This window comes from Aureisphaera sp. (assembly GCF_059726885.1).
Window position 1 is genome coordinate 1,120,924 of the sequence record NZ_AP041051.1, and the last position, 20,188, is coordinate 1,141,111.

A 20,188-nucleotide genomic window follows, 5' to 3' on the forward strand; every position below is an offset into this window, starting at 1 on the left:
GGAAATGGTAAACTCATCTTTGGTAAGGTTTCCTTCTTTAACTATTTTTGCTTCTTCAGAAGTAAGATTTGTATCTGGATCATCTACTGCAGCTTTACTAGACCCCTGATAAATTATTATTTCAAAACTTTCTACTTCCTCCTGCTGGCGCCCGTCTCATGACGGGTGACCACCACATCACGCTAGGAAACCTAAGTTCTTTCTTTTGGAAAAGAAATCGAAGCTTACAAAGCTGAGATTCACGAATTCCAAAATATATAATTTACCCATGAGTAAAGAACCAAAGAAAACAAAAAACCACAACCCTTCCAGGGGGTTGTGGTAGTACTGTAAATATACCAATTTATTTAAGATTTCAGGTCCTGCTTACTCTTGTGTAAGCACCTGTCTGGAGACGGGCGCTAGCGGGGGGAAATCTCAATTTACAATAATGATACTCTCTGTTACATTTTTACAGTTATCAAAGCATTCATATCCTTTCCTCATTCTTTTCTTATCCTTCATCCTATAATAATCGTAAAGGCAATAAATATTTATCCCTTCAATATCCGAAGCCGATGTATGACTCTTAAAGATTGTTGTTTCTCTTAACTTTAAATCCTTGAAAAATGAATCAATATCCAACTCTCCAAACCCTCCCAAGCGATAATAGCGAGAATCAATAATATTATAAGCCAAATAATATGAGCAATTTCGATTAAACGATACGATATTTTGATTTAACAACCTATATGGTTGGTCAAAAACCACCTTAACAAATACGAAGTTCTCATATTTATTTTCCAAAAATTGTGCTTTCTGACCTTCCAAATCATTCAATATTTGCTGTTTATCTCCAATACCAAATTCGCTTACTGTAAGCAACTTTGATTTGAACAAGATTGAGGTTGAATCTTTATAACTCAATTTCTGGGCATTTCCAGAAAGTCCAATTCCAAATAAAACGATTAATAATATGTTGTATCTCATTTTTTAATTTTCTAGGTCATTTTTGGTTTCCCATTCTTCCGCTCGTTGGCGCCCGTCTCCAGACGGGAGACCACATAAATAAAAACCGCAACCTCCTACGGGGGGTTGCGATAGTTCTATAAAGGTAGCATTTTTAATTAAATTCCCGCTCACTCCTACGGAAGCACCCGACAGAGTCTGGCGCTAGCGGGGGGAGCTCTTAAACAGTTTTCTGCACAATCTGCTTTTTCTTGCTGCGCTCTTACTTTATTCTCATTTTCTACGGCATTACCAGTATCAGTTCCAACTATATTAGGAATAGCGTGGGACACTGTATTTTCCCATGACCTAATTTAGAACATGTGCGTTAAACATCCTTTTTTTTAAGGGATTTAACAAGACTTCTTTTACTTAAACATATCAAAGAACATTAAAATCCAGCAGCTCTATACCTTAAGAGCTGCTGGATTTCAGTTATTTAGGGTCGTGAGTTAGTCCATGACCTATTTTACTGCACTACCAACTTCATTCAAATATGCTAAGAGTACCATCTTCGTCATGAAAAATCGCTATTTCACTTATTATATCGGGATTATCAGAGTCTAAACTTAATCGGATACTATCCCCATTTTTAAATTCAATAACCAAGATAAAATCATCCAGTATGAAAACATCAACGACCTTTTTTTCAATAAACTCACAAAGTTTATTCCTATACGCAATGTCACCATAGTGGTAAATCTCATTATCGACATTTATTGAAGGCCATATATAAAAAGTAAAGCCTTTGGAGTTGAAATGAACTTGTAAATAGTCCATGACAAATTGAATAGCATTGAGCTCTTCATTCATTAAACTGTTTTTAATATTATCGTTAGCACTCATAGTTTAAAATTGTGGGTCAACTGGAAGTGGTAAATGCCCTCTAGGGTCCTTATTAGATATAGTTTTACCGGTCATTGGATCAACTGTTTGAGCGGTAGTTCTATTATTATTCATATAATTGACGCGTCTTCCTTGATTCGCATTAGGGTCCATAATCCTAACACCCGTGGTTCTGCTGTCCATCCCCTTCCCTCCTGAGCCGCTTTGATATACCATACCTGATCCTTTATTTGGCGGTCCTGGGCCAACAGCACCATCAGGAATAGGTACAGTAGTTCCGTCTGAAGTTACAACAAAATCTGGACTTGATGTGCTGATATTCCCATCAGGTGCGGCAACAAAATCAGCTTTTACATTAACATCAAAATCTAAATTACCTAATTGCTTAACCGTTTTATTTAAAGCATTCATCTCACCCCTCGGACTAGGTTCGGCTAATGCAAACACTACTGATCCAACTCCATAGCCTAGTCCTTCAGGAGTACTAATTGATTTCTTAGCCTCATCAACTATCATTTGTCCCGTCCCCTCTGGATCTTCTCTTACGCTGTTTATAACAGGCATCATCTCAGCACCCATTTGGGTGTATGCACCAGGGTTTCCTTTTGCTGAGAGAGTTTTTATTGCCTCAACAACTGCATCTTTTGCCGCTACTATAAATCCCTTCGCAAAAGAGAAGCAATCAACACCAGGGGGACAGTTCCCGTCGGGATCATTAAGTGCAATTGGATTGTTGAGTGCATAACCATAAGGTGTATTGTGAACCTGCCCAACTGCATCAGCCAATGCATCCACCACAAACCACCTTCCCAGTGCGGGATCGTAGTTCCTTGCCGAAACGTCGTACCAGCCCAGCCCGAGCTCCTCCTGTATCTGTTTGCCCCCGAACTTCCACTGCTGTGCGAGGCTGTTGCCCCCGGAAACCGAGGCATTGTAACCGTTTTGGCGCAGCCCGAAGGGATAGTAACGAGGCTCAAAAATTTAGACCTTTCACACTTTTTTAAAATGTCATATCGTATTATCAAAGAAAATGAACAGGAATAGATTCCTATTCCTGTTCATTTATTAATCTACTTGAAATTAGTATTCTTAATTAAGAACTTCAGTAAAATGTTCGTTTGGAAAAATATATATCTACTCTTCTTCCCATGATATAACTGGAGGGACTTGGGATAAGATATCTATACATTCGGATATTGTATAAATGGCATAGTGGATTATATCCCAATCTAGATATATTTTTTGAGTCATTTCATGAAAAAAATCTATATAGCTAGAGTTCTCAACAGAATAGAATGTTTTACCTAGATTTTCTTTTTGCGTTGTATGCCAGATTTTCAATAAAAAACTTTCATTCGTGTTCCGGTAAGAAAGAGTATCGTCAAAGAATATTTTCAAATACTTTTTGTCACTTTTTTCTTTCTTTAGAATGATAGTTAGCCCAGCGGAATCATTGAGCAGTTTTTCAACATATAATTTATCATTATTGTCGAGTACGTTTAAATTCCATTTTTTAAGTACATCTTTCATAATCTATTCTTCTTCATCTGAAGTTTTTATGTTATATCTAATTTTTGTTCTTCTTCTACCTTTAGGGCTAAAAATTTCCAAAGTAGGTCTCCCGTCTGAACTCTTTTCTCGCACAGTAATATGTCTTCCATCTTCCAATTTACCCGTTTTAAGAAAGCCGCCTAGACCTTCGATGAATTTCACATCACTAGGATCAAGACTATTAAAATCGATAATGGCCTGGTCTAGACCACCTTCCTTTTCAAATTGAGTGCTTCTCCCCGACGTTTCTCTTCCTGGTTCTGCATCTTCTAAAATGTCATCTTCTAATCTTCTTATTGGACTCCCAGTATCATCTCCTTCAACATCGATCTGTTTATTATCTACCTGATGTTTCTCATCGATTTTGAAATTTTCAGGGTTAAGAGATGGATTATCCCCACCTGGTTGGTTCGAATTCAATTCATTAGTCCATAACAACATGCCTATTAAATTAGCATGTGCCCCAATTTTTACAATGCCGCCTAATATCTGGCCAGCTTTTTTTGCTATAGCGTTTTTCGCTTTCTTCTTTACAACTTTTGTTGCACCTGTTTTGCCAACCTCTCCAAAAGTGCCTTTTCCTTGAAATACTAGAACAATGGGTTCACTATTTTGAGTGTCTTCTGTATTAGGTGTTGTAACGTCACCTTCCAGGCCCTCGATCTCTACTTTCCAGATTGGACTGTTGTGCGCAAACTGATAATTCGTAATGGAAAGGAACTCCTCGGTTATTGGGTCACTACCAAAGAACCTCCCAATCTCTGGGATATAGTTTCTATACCTAAAGGTAAGCCAACCGAGGCCAAGTTCGGTCTGTTCTTCCTGCCCAAGGAAGTTCCACTGCTGTGCGAGGCTGTTGCCCCCGGAAACCGTGGCATTGTACCCACTTTGCTTCAGCCCGAAGGGGTAATAGTTCGATTCCTCGATGATCTCACTCTTGTGTAAGCACCCGACAGGGTCGAGCGTTATCTAGAAGCCATGCAAAGTCCGGCTCTAGCGTCGGCAAGCAAAAGAGTATTTTGCTTGCCGCCTTCCAATTACTTACAACTTTATATAAGTTGAGTCTTATGTAACATCACCTTCCTAGTTTAGTCCGGAATACTAGATATCTCACCTTTGTATTCAATATAATCTAAGATGTTTTCCTCTTCCAAATTCTTTCTAAAGAAATAACATTGATAATTTTTGTGATTGCTAAAGATCAAATTAATTTTTTCATCGGTACTTATGATGTCTTCTGGATATCCAACTTTTTCAAAAAGATAATCAACATCTTTATATAATAATACGAGGACATTATTTAACACCACATATCCTTTCGGCTTATAAGGATTAATTTTTAATCGATAATACTCCTTCTCCAAATTGATATCACTTGCCCTTATATAAACGTTAAAGTCCCTTTTACTTAAACGTTCAACATAAACCAATAGAATATTGTAAGGTGGATTGCCAACAATTTCATCCTCAATATATCCTTTGATTGGTTGCAATAAAACCTCAGAATTTATGACATGGGTAGGTGATAATGACTTGTAATACTTCAAATCATTTTTCTTCTGCCCAAAACAGGAATATGAGGTAAATGAAAGTATCAAAATAATTAATGAAAAAATTAAGTTCTTTAAAATTGAACACAAAAAGGAATCAATTTTTTGGTTTATTTCCTGTGTGATCATAGTTATAATAGGATTTCGTTGCAGGGACATATACATTCGTTTCAATATTATGGTTTGGAGCAACTTTTTTAAACCATTTAGCCACATTTATATCATCTTCTGAAGCTCCACCCAATTTCGTGCCACTTTCTTTGAACGCATTAATATCTTCATCTGTATATGGGTGAGAGTGATCCGCTACTACATTATTGTGACCACTATTGAGTAAATCAACAACACTAGAAACTCCAGAGGCATCCCTTTCATATTCATTCATTGTTCCTATAAAGTAGTTTGAATCTTCGGCATTTACTTTAGACCATTCAACATAAGAGTTATCAGCGAAAAATTCGAAAACTTCTTTCGCTTTATCTCCATTCTCTATTTCTAAATGCTTCACTTCAAGATCAACTTCATTACCCTCAGAATCAAGTGCCTCAACAACCTTAGTAGTCATCGAATCAATCTGTCCATCACTTTCCAAGGTAACAAATTGATCGGTAATAACCTCTCCATTCTCATCAGTTGCAAAAACTCTGTCTGGAGAATCAGTTTCGGCAATTCTTTCAAAAGTGCCATCACTTAATAGTTTGTAATCATCTTGTGGCCCCATTGGTGCCATCCCATCAGGATCTAAGAAATAAATGGGATTGTTGAAAGCATAGTTGTATGGTGAATGCCTTCTCATCTGCTCGGCTAGTGGATCAATATTCATCCAACGTCCAAGAGCAGGATCATAGTTCCTTGCTCCAAAGTCATACCATTCCATACCTAGTTCTTCGTTGAGTTCCTTTCCGTTGTACTTGTATTTCTGTGCTAACGTATTTCCATTAGAAGAAATTGTGGTATTATACCCCTTTTGCTCCAGCCCGAAGGGATAATAGTTCGATTCCTCGATGATCTCACCGGTGCCCACACTGCCGTTGCCATCGCTGTCGGAATAACTCAGCCTTACGTTGCCCAAGTGGTCCTTATATTGATAGACATAGTTGTAGGCCGTATAGCTGGTGCTCCCACCCACGCTTATGCCAATGCTCTTGCTGGTGCCCGCTACGGGTTCCACGTACCCCTCTGGGTGCGGGAAGAACTGTAGGTCTCCATCCTCGTACACATAGCCCCCCACGTACAGGATATCCTTGGCCACCTGCCCCGTGATGGCAACGGTCTTCTTGAGCTTGGTGCCCGCGGCATCGTACACGTAGGTAATGGTCCCGGACTCCGTCCCGTTGTCTATGGTCACCACTTCGGGCAGGTTCAGGTGGTTATAGGCGATCGAGGAGATCCCCTTGTTGCGGTCCACCTCCATGTTCCCGTTGGCATCGTATACATAATCGTCGTTGGTGGTGAGCCCCACTACATTGCCGTCCTTAAAGCCCTCCCCACTGTAGGCAGGGTCGGTGGCACTGTCCAGCACGTTCAGGAGCTGGTTGGTGGTGATCCCGTTCACTGTCTTATAGGCGTAACCGAGATCATCCCAAACCCCCGCATTGGTATCGGTGCCATCGGCACCACGGCGCTCCAGGGACAGGATGTTCCCGTTGCGGTCGTAGCCCAGGCCGCTCACATCGTGGTGGTCGTAGGTGCTCATACTGTTGAGGCTGGTACCCTTGTGGCCCGATGCCCCGAGGATACGGTTAAGGTCATCGTAAAGATAGTCATATCCCCTCACATCCGTATCGCTGTTCTCGGTTTTCCAGAAGGTCTGGGCAATGTTCCCGTTGTACAGGGCAGTGGCCCCGGTGCTTCCATCGGCTTGGTCGTAGTTGATACGGAAGTTGAACAGGTCGCTGTACTGGTTGAGCCCCTTGGCCCCCGCACTGGCCGCTGCGATATCGTTTATATCGGTGAGCCAGCCACGGATGTTGTAGGTATAGTCGATGCGCTGTAGCCTGTTGTCCAGCAACGGGCCGTCCATGTTCACACCGGACACGCTGGCATCGGTACTACTGGCCGATACCTTGCCCACCAGGGCCTCCTCCCATTGTGCGGAACTCAGGGAATGGCTGTAAAAGTTGTTGTTCCCGTGCCAGTACTTCAGGGTGTACACCCCGTTGTCCAAGGTACGCTCCACACGGAAGAGGTCACCGGCAGCATACCCCAGTATGTTGGCCTGGGCCCAGCCCGGACTGCCGGAGCCCGTATCCAAGCTCCAGTAGTTAACGAGGCCGTTGAGCCTAAGGTGGATGCCGTAGTCATAGTCCTCCCCATTATTGGTACTGCCCGACGTATCGAAACCGAAGCGCAGGTGCTCGTCGGCCTGGTCCACGATCAGCTCTATGTACCCTGCGTACTCGCTGGGTATGGTCCCCATTGTCTTAACGTGCGCATTATAGGCCTGCCCGCTTCCGCTGAAGGTAATGGTGCCGTCCCCGGCCACGGTCGCATTGGTGAGGTCCGTGTACCCGTCCAGCAGGGAAATCCCCCCTACGCCCTTTTCCACCAACTGCCCGAGGGCATCGTAGGTGTTGAGGGCAATGAGCTGTACCTCTTCGCTGTCCACTTGCTGTCGGTGTGTGAGCAGGCGCGCCATATGGTCATAGGTGAAATAGTCCCTGGTAACTATGGTGGGTTTCCCCGTCTTTAGGTGCTGGGTCTCGCTCTGGGTGACCTTCCCCGCAAAGTCCAGCAGGCTCTTGGCGATGTCCCGGCTGTCCTGGTAATCGTTATAGCTGTCCACATAGATGGCCCTGCCCTTTTCGTCATAGGCGGTAAGGGTGGTGGCCCAGTCCGTGGTGCCCAGTGTCCTTACCCTGGTCACGGTGGGCAGTCCCTTGACATTGGTGGTCACCGTTTGTCCGAGTACGTCCGTGGGGAGCACCGTGGGGCTGTGGTCCACATAGCTGTCGTAATAGTTTATGGTATGGATCTCCAGGTTGAGCGGCGTGGGGAACGCACCGTTCGAATAGTAGTAGGACACGCCCTCGTTGGTCGTGCTTGCGGTAGGGGTACGTTCCTCGTAGGGCTCGTCCTCGTTGTCGGCCCATCCCTGTAGCGTGCTACGGTCCTCTGTCGAGGGAAGGACCCCCGTTAGGATCACCCTCCCATGGGCATCGTACTTGGTGAACAGCCATTCGTCGTCGGTGCGCTGGATGGCATCCTGGGTAAGGATGGGCCGGTCCAGGTTGTCGTACACGATATGCTCCCAGCCCTTTCCGGGGACCTTCTTCTCGATCAGACGGTTACGGGAGTCGTATTTGTACTGGTACCCCAGTTCGTCCAGTACCGTCTGGTAATGGGTGACCATGTTCCCGTTGCCGTCGATGATCTGGGCAGAGGCCTCCGGGGAGAGCACATAGGTTAGGTTCCCGAAATTGTCGTAGACGTAATAGGTATCGTGGTTGTTGGGCTGGGTGGGGCCCTTGCTGGGGTCCGCCACGGTGTTCCTTTTAAGTAGTACCTGCCCGATGCGGTTCTTGATCTCATAGTTCTTCCCATGGATACCATCGCCCGTCTGCCAGTTCTCGTCCCGGGTCTCGGTCACGTACAACTGGTTAATGGGGTACCCTCCCTTGTGCTGCAACTGTGGATCCTCGGTGTCCAAGCCGAAGCCTACCGAAAAGTGCTCCACGTCGCCCAGGTTGAGCTGGTAACCGTACTTTATGGTGTGGTCGTTGTTGCTCGAAGTGTCCACCTTCCAGCTTTCGCCAGGGGCCCCTTGCTCTAGGGGACGGCTCAGGGGCGAGGCCTCAAAAACCGTATGGCTGAAAGCATTTATGTCGTTGGGGTCCAGCTCTCCCGGGAAGGCGGTATTGTAAAAGGCTTCCTGTGCGCCAATGGGAGACGTAACAAAGGCCCCATTGTTCCCCACCACCGGATAGGGCAGGTACTGTTTGTCCTGGCGGCCCAGCCCGTCGTACAGCATTGGGGTGACAAGGTCCTCTTTGTTGTTGCCCGCCCTCATGGAAACAGATTGGAGGGGCCTTCCGAGGCCATCGTAGTAGGTCACCCCTTCTATTTTGTGGTCCTCATAGATGCCACCGGCCTCCACCTGGGATTGGTTATAGGGCTCCTGGTAACTAGTGGATTTTACATGGTTCTGGTCCTGTCCCATTGCCAAGAAGGGAAGGATGGCGGCTATCATGAATGTAATTGCTGACTTTTTCATCTTCTCGGTCTTTTAAGGGTTATTGGTTCTGTACACGTATTCGTTCTCGCTAAGGACGTTCCCATCGGGGTCCTTTACGTACTTCAGGCGATGGTGCTCATCGTAATGGTAATACATCGTATAGCCCCTGGGGTCCGTTACCGTGCTCACCCCTACCATGGGAAGGTAGGTATAGGAAGTCATGAGCCCTCCTGTGGTGTCTACATGGTTTCTCAGGTTCTGTAGGGCCGTTGCCATATTGGCTTCCGAGGCACCTTCTACCGCCACCAAGAGGGCGCTGTTCAAGCTGGCGTAACTACGGTCCTCTATCTTGGCCACCGGATAACGCCCATCATAGCCCCAAAGGTAGGTCACGGAGGGACCATCGGTAAGGCTCGCCTCCCGGATGTTGCCATGGGGGTCCAGGGCAATGACCTCGATGCGGTCCTCAAGACTACTGCCCGTACCGCCTTTTTCGCTCCTAACAAACTCTGGTTGTAAGTGTTTGACACTATCTATGGTCCATTTTTTGTAAATGGTCTTCTGGGTAGCGAGCAGGGTCGCATTGTTCTGGTCGTCCACCCTTTTGGTCTTGGTCATAATGGGTGCGGATAGTCGGTTGGCATCAATAAGAGAATCTTCCGCAACCGTCCTGATGCCCAATGGGATATCCAATGGGTAGGTGTACTCAGTACGAAGGCGGTCCCCGTCCCCAATATCGCTTTCTGTTGATGCCATTAAATGTGTATCTATCGTATACGTGTTATTGGTGGTGGTGGTCACCGATTGCCCACCGAAATACTCTGTTTTTACAGCGGTAATAAGATGTGAAGATTTTGCCTGTATCGAAACAGGGCGTTGCTCGAACTTAGCCAAGGTAGATATATTGATGCCCTCGGAGTCTGGCCCAGTACAATAACCCGCAGCCATAGATTCATGGCCCTGTGATTCAATTTGCCATGTTACCAATGTTGGACATGAAGAAGTATCAGGCTGTACGTTGCCATCCCCCGAAAACACATTTATAGTACTCCCATTCTTGGAAACACATATATAGGAATAATTCTTCAATGGATTTTGCTTGACCACAAAGGTCTGGTCCAAATAAATATCTGCACTGGATGAATAGGTGTTGACTTCAGATGTAAGGGTAGCATTTTGATCATTAACCACTTTGGATCCCTTGGGGTTTCCAATCCCTTGACCTGACGTGTAGTAATTATAGAATGGCATCTGGTTGTTATTCACCCAATTTTCATTGCCAGTACCCGTTACAAAATCGAACTCCGTATAACCATGGTCAGTAGTACCGTCCACCCTTCGTTGGATTACCTTGTCATAATTAATGTACGCCCCATCGTCCATATTGGGAGGCATAACGTAACGGTATAGGGTGCCAGGAGTTACCCCAAAAGAATTGCTAATACAAGGGCTAAGTTCCAGTTCCTCCTCAATAAATAGGATGGGTGCGAAACTTTTATGCAATGCACTATCTGGATATTCATACGCATTTTTGGTAGCAAGAACCCCGGTATCGGCATAACTGCTGATACTCTTTATACGAAGACCTGGTAGTGTTTCCGTTGCCGTTTTGTGATTTTCATACTCAAATTCGGTATAACCACCTGTAGGGTAGGAAATTTTATTAAGTGTACCGTACTTGGTGTGTTGTTCCGAAACCGTACGATCTCCCCCCGGAAGTTCTACGGTTCCTGTGCTGGGCCATTTCTGAAAGGCCGTGCTATTACCTGCACCGTTAAAATATCCGAGGATATCGAAATCATAAGAAAAACGGTCAGGAAGGCTCGTGGGGTTATCATAATCAAAACCGTACCTTTTCAGGTCTGTGCCCGTACCAATCTTAATACTATCCAGTTTCAATCTTTTCTGGTAATATTCGGTAGCGGACCCAGATTCAAAATAAGTATGCTCCAGTTCGATCTTCTGCAATGGCACAGTAGAAGATGCGTAGTCCTCGTATACACGAATAGCTTTAACACCTTTGTCAGTGCCATTTTGGAGGTCATTCCGATCCATAACCTCGAATCGGATCACCTCTCGACCATTGTGATATACGGATTCAAGTACCTGGAGGGTATTGTATGATTTCACCGAACTAATCTTATTGCTTTGAGGTAAACTTCCTGCCCCTGTATACTGGAAAACCCCTCCGCCCATGTGATCCTTATTATGGGTGGTGGTCTGGTTAATCACACTTGGGAGCTCTGGGAAATCTGCTTCCGTATTGTTGGTATAATTGAAGTGATATACATCCTTCCCATTGGCCGACACCACTTTGGCCAATAGCCAAGAGGAATTATATGTAATGTTAGAGTTGGGGATAGGCTGGGTATCCTTGTCGTCTTTTCTCTGTATAATCTCAATTGCATTCGTTGGGTTGGTCGCGATATCATAAGGCTCGGACCCATCGAAATAATTTCCGAAAAAATACCTATTACCACTGCCATCAATAAATTCCCAATGGTTTATGTCCCAACCCGTAGGAGAAACGGGTGAAACAATTTTTAGATTAATGTCCTTGAGAGGGTGCGGTGTATAGTTTTGGGTATCCATCCAGATAATGTCATTGAGTCCCATTCCATTAACGCTGAAATAGTCCTGTTCAATATCAATTTCAGATTTACTAACATCTTCTAAAAATTCGTAGTACTCCTGAACATCATCCTTGGCGGCTGCAACACTGCTATTGTCGAAAATATTCCCGGTATCATCGTAGAACCCATTGTAATCCCTATATTTTACTACCTTATTTCTAATGGTCGCATTTTTTGGTCCTAATGTAGCTACTCCATGGTCGGGCAACCCGCGTGTTTGTCGAGTCACACGCCCTCCTACATTCAGGTTCCAGCCCAGCCCCACGTTCGTTGATGCCTGATTCACCTTAATACCTGAAGCGTCGTAGGTAAGGGAAATAGGAAGGTCCATCTCACGGCCCTTGTACACATACAATGGAACAGAAATATTGGGCGTACCTGTATGAAGACTTACTTCATAGTCCCCATATTTTTGGAATGCTGCTGCCTCAGGTGAGGGAGGAACCTGTACCATCTTAGAAAACTGTTCGGGATAATTGGCCTGATCTTGGCCAAATAAGCTGGGCACACCCACTATAAGAGACGCTAAAACAAAAATTTTCTTCATAAAAACTGAATTTAATTGTAAAACATGAAAACAACGGAACCTGGTGCCAAGGCAAATTGCCTTAACATTAATCTATTGTCATTAATTCTGGAGGGGAGATAAAATGTATTCTAATAATAGAACGATTAAAGCTACTGAAAAATTACGGTAAAATGCTGCTTGGTAAATTGCCGCATGCACGATATTCATGAATCCAGACCATTGCAACACTACAGGTATTTGATCCTCAATAATTTACACAGATGTTAAAAAAACATAAATTATTTACGGTAATATCATAGTGGAAAAAACAGGTTTAATGTAAATACTGTAATTTTCAACTTAAAAAGAAAGGGATGCTGTATCAAAACATAACTTATAGCTACTAACTATAAATACATTAGGTATGAGGATACAAAAAACCACCCTAAAAAAACGGTTGAAAAGGTTCGTTTTCATCTACGGAATCACCTTTGTTATATCATGGGCGGCACTATTTCTTCTTATCTTTTTAGGTGGTGACAGGACTACAGGACAGGCATGGAGCCTCCTAAAGGATATTGCAGGAAACATCCTTTCCCATCCTGCCTATTGGGGCATGCTCCTTATTCCCTATTTGGTTTTTCTATTGGTACGAAGCTTGGTCATTAATTACAGAAAAAAAGGTGGTAAAGGACTGCTGGTGGGTATAGGTTTAAAGGTCGTCTTACCGCTAGTATTGATTACCGTTTCCATGAAATCATTGCAGCACTATCGCTTATCGGAATCCTTTCAATACACATGGGATTCCTCTGTCGATAATACCTCCAATTACATTCGGGACCTGGGGTGCATAGATACCAAACAACGGGGTATTCACACCTTTAATATTTCAAGCAATCTTGAGGACATTGAAAAACTGAAAACCAATAATTTTGAATGGATTACCCTTACTCCCTTTATTTGGCAAAGACAATACAATTCTCCCGAAGTGGGTGTTCCATCTGCAGATCGGTTTCAGGAAACCCAGATGCGCTATGCTAAAATTAAGAAGGAATGCAATGCGTACGGCATTAAAATCATGTTAAAACCACATATCTGGATGCGTGAGAATGTTCCAGGAAAATGGAGATCCAATATCCAGATGGCCGATAATAAAAGTTGGGATCTATGGTTCGACAACTACGAAAAAACCATGCTAATGTATGCCGAACTTGCTCAAGAATTGGGGTTCGAGCAATTCTGTATTGGCACCGAGTTGGAAAGTACCGTTAGGGAACGACCAGAAAAATGGCTCGCCTTTATTGAAAAGATAAAAAAGGTGTATACGGGATCACTTACCTACGCAGCTAATTGGAACAAGGAATACCAAGAAATCCCATTTTGGGATGCATTGGATTTCATAGGGATTCAGGCATATTTTCCACTGAGCGATGGCGAAAACCCTTCACTGGATCAATTAGAAAGTGCTTGGCAACCGTTTATTTCCGACATGGAAAAGGTGAGCAAACAATTCCACAAACCCATTCTATTTACAGAAATGGGCTATCGTTCCTTAAAAGGCACCTCACAAATTCCTTGGGAATGGGGAAGCGTCTCCCATTGGTTTTCCAAAATTTCAACAAAGGAGCAATACCATTGCTATGAGTCCTTTTTCAATACGGTTTGGCAACAACCCTGGTTTGCAGGCATCCATATTTGGGAATGGCAAGGCGGTTCCAGTAACGGTGAAAACACGAGTTTCACCATAGAATACAAACCCGCCATGAACTTAGTGGCTAAAAGGTTCTATACCCCCTAACCTCATCTACAAAACAAAAAAAGCGTCCCATGGGACGCTTTTTTAATTTCTAATCGTATCGTTTTCCTAGTTACCTGTTACAGTTACGTTGTCTACGTGGTAACGTGTGGTTGCATCTGGATCACTTCCTTGGTAACGGAACGCCACGTGCATGGTTCCTTCTACACAAGATACATTTATGGGTCCTACAGGCTCAAAATCACCGAAGCCTCCGGATGGTCCTTCTGGGATATCTGCATCCAATTGGAACCAAGTAGCTGCGGTAGGATCCCCCGTAAAGTCATTAGAGAACAATACCGTAAGGATTTCTCCATTATCGAAGTTTACCTGAAGATCGAAGGATAGTTCCTCTCCTGTAGTCGCAGACATATCAATAGCTGGTGTAATTAACCAAGTATCGATAATATCCTCATTGGAATTAAATCCTGTGATCTGTGCGTAATTGTTATTACTGAAGTTTCCAATTACCCATAGCTCACCATTCGAATTGGCCACATTTACATTTGTCCATCCCAAGTTTACATAGTCCTCGATAGCATTAAACTGCTCGAAGTTTTCACTGTAGATATCAGATCCTCCGCCGCTTGGCTGATCACATACATATACATCTGGATCACAACGATCGGCACTATCGAAATTGATATAGGAAGGATCATTAACTACCATATTGAAGGTATCGCCGAAGAAGTTGTACGTGAAAATTCCATCCATTGTTCCTCTTCCAGAAGGCAACTGAATAGCCTTGAAGTCTGCAAAAGTACTGGTGCTAAAAATTACATTGGAACCTGTAGAACAACTTTCCAAGATTCGTTCCCCATCGAACTCATCTGTGGGTTCTGCCGCAAAGGTGAGTACATCATCCCCTAATACTTGGTTTCTATTGAATTGAACATCGCTCAACCGAACATAAAGGTTGGTCAAATCGCCAGAAAAATCTGCAAATGTGATAGGAAGTGGCTCCAAGGTTGCAATTTCCGAAGAACGAAGCAACGTCTCTTCCAGTTGAGAAGATGCTACCTTTTCAAGGTCGTTGGCATCCAGTACACCAATAGTGAACAATCCATTGGAGATACCCATAGAAAGACCATCCATTTTAATGAATACCTTTCGTCCGGGCTCATAAGCCGTAAACAACGGATTAACGTCTATTAAGAAACGTACCCCACGTGTTGGATTTGCAGGTGCATTCTGTATGATAATCTCCTCGAAGAAGTTTCCTGCTTCGTCACTTGAAATTACATAACCTTCAATATAGGTAGTGCCTTCATCGAACGTAATTTTAAGGTCTTGAAGTACTCCATTTAATACCTCTTCATAATTTGGATCGCTCGGATCTACCCCAAGGTCATCGACCGCCTGAATGGCTTCCTGTAAAAACTGTCCGTACAACCCTTCTATAGTAATTGGAGTCGTTTCCAATTGTGGATCGTTTACCGTAAGATCGGGAGTTCCGAAATCATCATCTTCCACACAGGAAGCAACAAAGGTTACTACCGCTAGGAACAAGATCAGTTTATAATTTTTTAAATGTTTCATGATATATGCTGTTATTTTTTTCTGAATTGTTTTTTAAAATCGTACGTATACGTTAAGGTAATAAGTGGTACCGTTTCCGAAGAAATATCTTGGTCCGAATACAGGTCCATTTGGTCTCGATTTATCCACCAAGACATCACGATAATTCGTATTTCTTCCTTGCTCAAATCCTCCGGTGACGTAATCTTCGCCAAGGACGTTGTTAATCGTGGCAAAGAAACCAACAAAGTATTGATTGATCTTCCAAGATTTACCACCTACGACATTTACCAGTGGATAACTATCGAACTGCTCTTGCTCCAATAATCCACGTGCAACCTCCTCATCATAATCGTTGAAGGTTTGCCCATCGAAATCGCTCGTAAAGTTGGAAGTCCTTGCCAAGTTATTCACGTCGATGTATGCGTTCGAAAAATAGTTACCTGTTACTCCTACCCACCAGAAATCCGGGTCGCGATATTCCATCCCGATTTGATAGGCACGCTCTGGACCACCTGCTACGTGAAGATCCTTTAATTTTGCCGTACCATCACCAAAGGTTAGGTTACCATCAAAATCGTCGCTATTTAAGTAAAGGTTGGGATTGTTGGTATATACATACTGGCCTACAGAAGCAGCTCCCTTCAATTTTACGGTAGGGGTTACCTGCGCCTCTATACCAACTTCCACTCCCATTCTTCGGGTGTCGATTCCTGATAATACTTCCTGTACAAATGCATCTTGCTCCACACCAAGCCCAGATAGGTTCTCGGTGAAATAGAATCCGATTTCGGTTTGATCTTGAATGGTATTGTAAAACCCAGTTACACGTGCTTTTACAATTGGGGAGCGGTATATATAACTAAGGTCCAATGCTTGCACTTTCTCTTCGGTAAGGTCTGCCACCACATTGTTGTTCTGTCGGGCATTCGTAAACGAGTTTCTTAAGGTAGGTGCCTTGGTAAAGTACCCAGCATTTAGATCGATAAGGTGACGTCCAGTTACTTTATAAACCAATCCTCCTTTTGCTCCAAAATTGGTAAAGCTTAATTCCTCACCGTCCCCAAAGGAATCGGCTCCAGGAAAGTTTCCATTCTCATAAAGACCTGTTCTTTGGTAAGTAGTTTGGCTCGCAGTAGCACCTAGGTAAAAATCTACAGTATTGTATTTAAATTGTGCCTGGGCAAAACCAGTAATGACATCTGCATTAAGGTCGTAATTGTACTTATAGCGATCTCCCTCAGTAACAATTCTATTTGGGTTACGTACATCACTCTGCGCTAGATTGCTTTGTAACTCCTCGGTAGCATCCTCGGCAGCAGCTTCGGCAAAGTTATCGATATCCAGATATCCTGTACTGCCCAAAAGGTCTTCTACTTCTGCGTAATTTTCGCTTTTCAATGTTCTATAAGAAGCACTGGCATTCAATGTAACATTCTCATTGATTCGTGTATCCAAAATCGTATTGAAGGTTAATTGGGTGTCTTCAATCACGTCGTTCTGAATAATATAAGTAGCATTTCTTGCCAAACCTGTCGCTCCATCAATATTGGCCTCGTATAATTGGTTCCAGTTTATCTGTCCATTATTAACAAATTCTTGCTGCGCCAAGAAAGCCTGCTGATATTCGAACTCGGTTGGGTTTTCATTTCTTAAATGATAACTAGGAAGCAACTGGTAATAGTTGCCTAAAGGGTTTCTGGCCCCTCCGGCGAAAAAGTCTTGTCCATCAATAGTTACCAATCGCGTACCGTTGTTGTCAATTCGGCTGTCCTTAATGGTTCCGAACTGATATCCAATATTGGTATTTAGAGAAGTGTTTTCTGAAATGTTCCAGTAGTGGTTCAAGGTAATAATAGGTTCTTGGATTTCACGGGTCCTACTATTGCGTATTTCCCCATCTTGATATCCCCAGTTGGGATTATACCTTATCCCTTTTAAGTCCCTATTTTCCTGTGTGATCGCAGTTGAACGACCTCTTCTGTTTGGTGTATAGAATGCGGTTAAATTAAGGCTGTGATCGTCATTCAATTTCTTTTCTACGGATGCAAAAAATGAGTTGGCGTCGTATAGGGTTCCATCTATATATCCTTCTTCCCCAAAGCGTCTTGCTGCAGAGACAGAATAGGCCCATCCACTTCCCAAAAGACCACTGTTATAGGTACCCATAATCCGTCCTTCATAACTTCTATTGGCCATAGCATAAGAAACCCTTCCTCCTTCACGGTATTGGGAAGCCCTCATAATTATGTTGGTGGTTCCTGCCAAATCACCAAAGGTATATTCGTTGGCTTTCAAGCCCATAGTGAATTCGCGGTTACGCTGCACATCGTTCAATCCTCCCCAGTTACCCCATTGTGGGCGACCGGTGAATTGTTTGTTCATTTCAATACCGTTAATTAGCACCTTTCCATTAGCGTTGTCCAATCCCCTTGGTCTGAAGAAGGTAGCGCTAAAGTCGAAAGCAGCAGCACTCAAGAATACATCCCTGGAGGCTTGTAAAAGTCCAGAAATATTGAAGGAAGTTCCTTCGTCTTGATTCAATTCATTGTCCGAAAGACTGATAATCCCAATCTGGGCCTCCACCTCGCTCAGGTCTAATTGTAGAAGAACGGGATCCAGATTTACCGTACTACCATTCTGTATGGTAATAGGTATTCTCTGTAGAATGTAATCCTGCTTTGCTACAATTAGAACTTGTTCTCCTTGGGGGAGATCCGTTCCGGTGATAGAAAACAACCCTTCTGCATCGGTCTGCGTCGCCAATGTGCTTCCCTGAATGCGAACTTCTGCTCCTGGGATCGCGTCATTGGAGTTGGTATCCACCACTCTTCCTTTCACCACTGCTTCCTGTGCGGTTACGAAACCGCTGAAAAACAGTAAGAAAAGAGCTCCTAGTACGTGTTTCATTTAGTTAATTGTGTTTGGTTTAATAAATTGTTATAAATGGGCTGCAAAAGTACATATTTTCAATGAATTAAGTACTTTTGGCTCAGCTTTTGCTAAGGACTTTACGCAAACTTAATACAACGTAACAATGAAATTAATCTATACCCTTATCGCTCTTTACTTTACAGCGATTTTTTCAGGTATTTCTCAAGAAGAAAAGAGTTATAAAGTAAATACGATTGCCTTTTACAATTTGGAAAACCTCTTCGATTTTGAGGATGATCCACTTACTTTTGATGATGACCGAACGCCGGACGGAAAGGATCATTGGACCGAGGAAATTTATAATGCAAAGCTAAAGAACATGGCGCAGGTAATTTCCGAAATAGGGGAAGACGTTACCGGTACTTCACCAGCAATTATAGGGGTTTGCGAAATTGAAAACCGTAGGGTGCTAGAGGATCTCATTGTGCAAGAACCATTATTGGACAAAAACTATGGCATTATTCACTTCGATTCACCGGACCGCAGGGGTATTGACGTGGCGTTGCTGTACCAGAAAAAAGTATTTACCCCTACGAACTACAAAAACCATGAGCTCAAAATTTATGATAACAATGATGCCACACGGCGCATCTTTACTCGGGATCAGTTGCTCGTTAGTGGCCTCCTCGATGGAGAAAAGATTCATTTAATCGTAAATCATTGGCCTTCCAGAAGTGGTGGGGAAGCACGCAGTAGGCCTAAAAGAATAAAAGCCGCCAAGCTCAATAAACGTCTTATCGATTCCTTGTTCGGCGAAGATCCCTATGCGAAAATTGTGACCATGGGTGATCTTAATGATGACCCTACAAGCCCAAGTGTAAAAGATGTGCTCGATACCAAGAAGAAAAAGAGTAAACTGGATATTAAGGACCTTTACAATCCTATGGAAGACATGTTCAAGAAGGGCCTTGGTACCTTAGCATGGAGGGATGGCTGGAACCTTTTCGATCAGATTATTGTTTCTACAGAATTGACTAAAAAGGACTATTCGTCGTATCGTTTGTACAAAACAGGTATTTTCAACAAAACCTATTTGGCAAACTCAAGGGGACGCTGGAAGGGTTATCCTTACCGAAGTTTTTCGAACGGGGCATTTACTGGAGGCTATAGTGATCACTTCCCAGTATACATCTACTTAATCAAAGAAACTACTCCTACCAACTAATGGTATGGACATATAAAAAAAAGCCCTGTTGAATCAGGACTTTTTTTTATGCGCTTATGAAAACCATTGTTGCCACGGTATTCTGCTTAACATGAAGACCAAAGCTACCGTATAAAAGATGGCCAGCATCTTAAACTTGGGTTTGGAAACCAGTTTCTTTTTGTGTTTTGAATATCCTATGGTAATAAACACCACAGCCAATATCATTACAGTGATGTGCTCTACCGCATACAGGCGCAGGGTAGCATCTTTCATAACTGCTCCCATTCCATTATTGGTAATGGACTTTAGCCCAAGGGGGGAAATGAAATACAATACCAATCCAATGAGCAGTTGAATATGCGTCACTATAAGTGCGAAAAGGGAAATCCTAAAGTCCTTGGGTTGATACTCCTTATTACCGAAGAACCCGGCCAAGGCATTAAGTGTTGCAATTAAAACAATGAAAAGGACCAAATAAGCCCAATAAGAGTGCAAAAATTGAACGGTCGTGTACATAGGTCGATGTGTTTTTGGTTTCCTACCAA

The 20,188-nt window shown here is 43.3% G+C and carries 13 protein-coding genes and 2 pseudogenes; 2 read left to right on the forward strand and 13 right to left on the reverse strand.

Going from position 1 to position 20,188, the window contains the following annotated elements:
• Positions 1-417: 417 nt before the first annotated feature.
• The 10 genes and pseudogenes from AC6JAD_RS05070 to AC6JAD_RS05115 form a co-directional block, all read right to left on the reverse strand.
• Positions 418-969 (reverse strand): hypothetical protein, encoded by a 552-nt coding sequence (locus tag AC6JAD_RS05070; protein ID WP_461302222.1) that lies wholly within the window; start codon positions 967-969, stop codon positions 418-420.
• A gap of 504 nt (positions 970-1,473) precedes the next feature.
• Positions 1,474-1,833, reverse strand: coding sequence for a hypothetical protein (locus tag AC6JAD_RS05075; RefSeq protein ID WP_461302221.1), 360 nt, complete (start codon positions 1,831-1,833; stop codon positions 1,474-1,476).
• 3 nt (positions 1,834-1,836) lie between these two features.
• A complete protein-coding gene (locus AC6JAD_RS05080) occupies positions 1,837-2,814 on the reverse strand; it encodes an RHS repeat domain-containing protein (protein ID WP_461302845.1) in 978 nt (325 codons plus the stop codon).
• Between the two features lie 153 nt (positions 2,815-2,967).
• Entirely contained in the window at positions 2,968-3,363 is a 396-nt protein-coding gene (locus AC6JAD_RS05085; protein WP_461302220.1) for a hypothetical protein, read from the reverse strand.
• A 3-nt stretch (positions 3,364-3,366) separates the two neighbouring features.
• Positions 3,367-3,825: a hypothetical protein gene (locus AC6JAD_RS05090; RefSeq protein WP_461302219.1), complete on the reverse strand. Its 459-nt coding sequence runs from the start codon at positions 3,823-3,825 to the stop codon at positions 3,367-3,369.
• Between the two features lie 273 nt (positions 3,826-4,098).
• A pseudogene (locus tag AC6JAD_RS05095) lies at positions 4,099-4,353 on the reverse strand (RHS repeat-associated core domain-containing protein); the annotation flags it as partial.
• 119 nt (positions 4,354-4,472) lie between these two features.
• Entirely contained in the window at positions 4,473-4,877 is a 405-nt protein-coding gene (locus AC6JAD_RS05100) for a hypothetical protein (protein ID WP_461302218.1), read from the reverse strand.
• 154 nt (positions 4,878-5,031) lie between these two features.
• Positions 5,032-7,482, reverse strand: coding sequence for an RHS repeat-associated core domain-containing protein (locus tag AC6JAD_RS05105; protein ID WP_497866289.1), 2,451 nt, complete (start codon positions 7,480-7,482; stop codon positions 5,032-5,034).
• A 1,167-nt stretch (positions 7,483-8,649) separates the two neighbouring features.
• Positions 8,650-9,147, reverse strand: a pseudogene (locus AC6JAD_RS05110) (DUF6443 domain-containing protein); the annotation flags it as partial.
• 12 nt (positions 9,148-9,159) lie between these two features.
• Positions 9,160-12,288 (reverse strand): hypothetical protein, encoded by a 3,129-nt coding sequence (locus tag AC6JAD_RS05115; protein WP_461302216.1) that lies wholly within the window; start codon positions 12,286-12,288, stop codon positions 9,160-9,162.
• 385 nt (positions 12,289-12,673) lie between these two features.
• Between AC6JAD_RS05115 and AC6JAD_RS05120 the strand changes: the two genes are divergently transcribed.
• Positions 12,674-14,047, forward strand: coding sequence for a glycoside hydrolase family 113 (locus tag AC6JAD_RS05120; protein ID WP_461302215.1), 1,374 nt, complete (start codon positions 12,674-12,676; stop codon positions 14,045-14,047).
• 66 nt (positions 14,048-14,113) lie between these two features.
• Here the strand turns inward: AC6JAD_RS05120 and AC6JAD_RS05125 are convergent, their stop codons facing one another.
• The gene (locus AC6JAD_RS05125) at positions 14,114-15,583 is read right to left on the reverse strand and encodes a DUF5689 domain-containing protein (protein ID WP_461302214.1); all 1,470 of its coding nucleotides are present in this window, start codon (positions 15,581-15,583) and stop codon (positions 14,114-14,116) included.
• Positions 15,584-15,616: 33 nt separating this feature from the next.
• Positions 15,617-18,472, reverse strand: coding sequence for a carboxypeptidase-like regulatory domain-containing protein (locus tag AC6JAD_RS05130; protein ID WP_461302213.1), 2,856 nt, complete (start codon positions 18,470-18,472; stop codon positions 15,617-15,619).
• 127 nt (positions 18,473-18,599) lie between these two features.
• On the opposite strand from AC6JAD_RS05130, the gene AC6JAD_RS05135 reads away from it, so the two are divergent.
• Entirely contained in the window at positions 18,600-19,661 is a 1,062-nt protein-coding gene (locus AC6JAD_RS05135; protein ID WP_461302212.1) for an endonuclease/exonuclease/phosphatase family protein, read from the forward strand.
• 54 nt (positions 19,662-19,715) lie between these two features.
• On the opposite strand, the gene AC6JAD_RS05140 is transcribed toward AC6JAD_RS05135, so the two are convergent.
• Positions 19,716-20,159: a hypothetical protein gene (locus AC6JAD_RS05140; protein WP_461302211.1), complete on the reverse strand. Its 444-nt coding sequence runs from the start codon at positions 20,157-20,159 to the stop codon at positions 19,716-19,718.
• Between the last annotated feature and the right edge of the window lie 29 nt (positions 20,160-20,188).

What these genes read in the sequence shown, in the direction of transcription:
- AC6JAD_RS05070 (WP_461302222.1), bottom strand. Translation starts at nt 969, where the DNA reads ATGAGATACAACATATTATTAATCGTTTTATTTGGAATTGGACTTTCT.
- AC6JAD_RS05075 (WP_461302221.1), bottom strand. Translation starts at nt 1,833, where the DNA reads ATGAGTGCTAACGATAATATTAAAAACAGTTTAATGAATGAAGAGCTC.
- AC6JAD_RS05085 (WP_461302220.1), bottom strand. Translation starts at nt 3,363, where the DNA reads ATGAAAGATGTACTTAAAAAATGGAATTTAAACGTACTCGACAATAAT.
- AC6JAD_RS05090 (WP_461302219.1), bottom strand. Translation starts at nt 3,825, where the DNA reads ATGTTGTTATGGACTAATGAATTGAATTCGAACCAACCAGGTGGGGAT.
- AC6JAD_RS05115 (WP_461302216.1), bottom strand. Translation starts at nt 12,288, where the DNA reads ATGAAGAAAATTTTTGTTTTAGCGTCTCTTATAGTGGGTGTGCCCAGC.
- AC6JAD_RS05120 (WP_461302215.1), top strand. Translation starts at nt 12,674, where the DNA reads ATGAGGATACAAAAAACCACCCTAAAAAAACGGTTGAAAAGGTTCGTT.
- AC6JAD_RS05125 (WP_461302214.1), bottom strand. Translation starts at nt 15,583, where the DNA reads ATGAAACATTTAAAAAATTATAAACTGATCTTGTTCCTAGCGGTAGTA.
- AC6JAD_RS05130 (WP_461302213.1), bottom strand. Translation starts at nt 18,472, where the DNA reads ATGAAACACGTACTAGGAGCTCTTTTCTTACTGTTTTTCAGCGGTTTC.
- AC6JAD_RS05135 (WP_461302212.1), top strand. Translation starts at nt 18,600, where the DNA reads ATGAAATTAATCTATACCCTTATCGCTCTTTACTTTACAGCGATTTTT.
- AC6JAD_RS05140 (WP_461302211.1), bottom strand. Translation starts at nt 20,159, where the DNA reads ATGTACACGACCGTTCAATTTTTGCACTCTTATTGGGCTTATTTGGTC.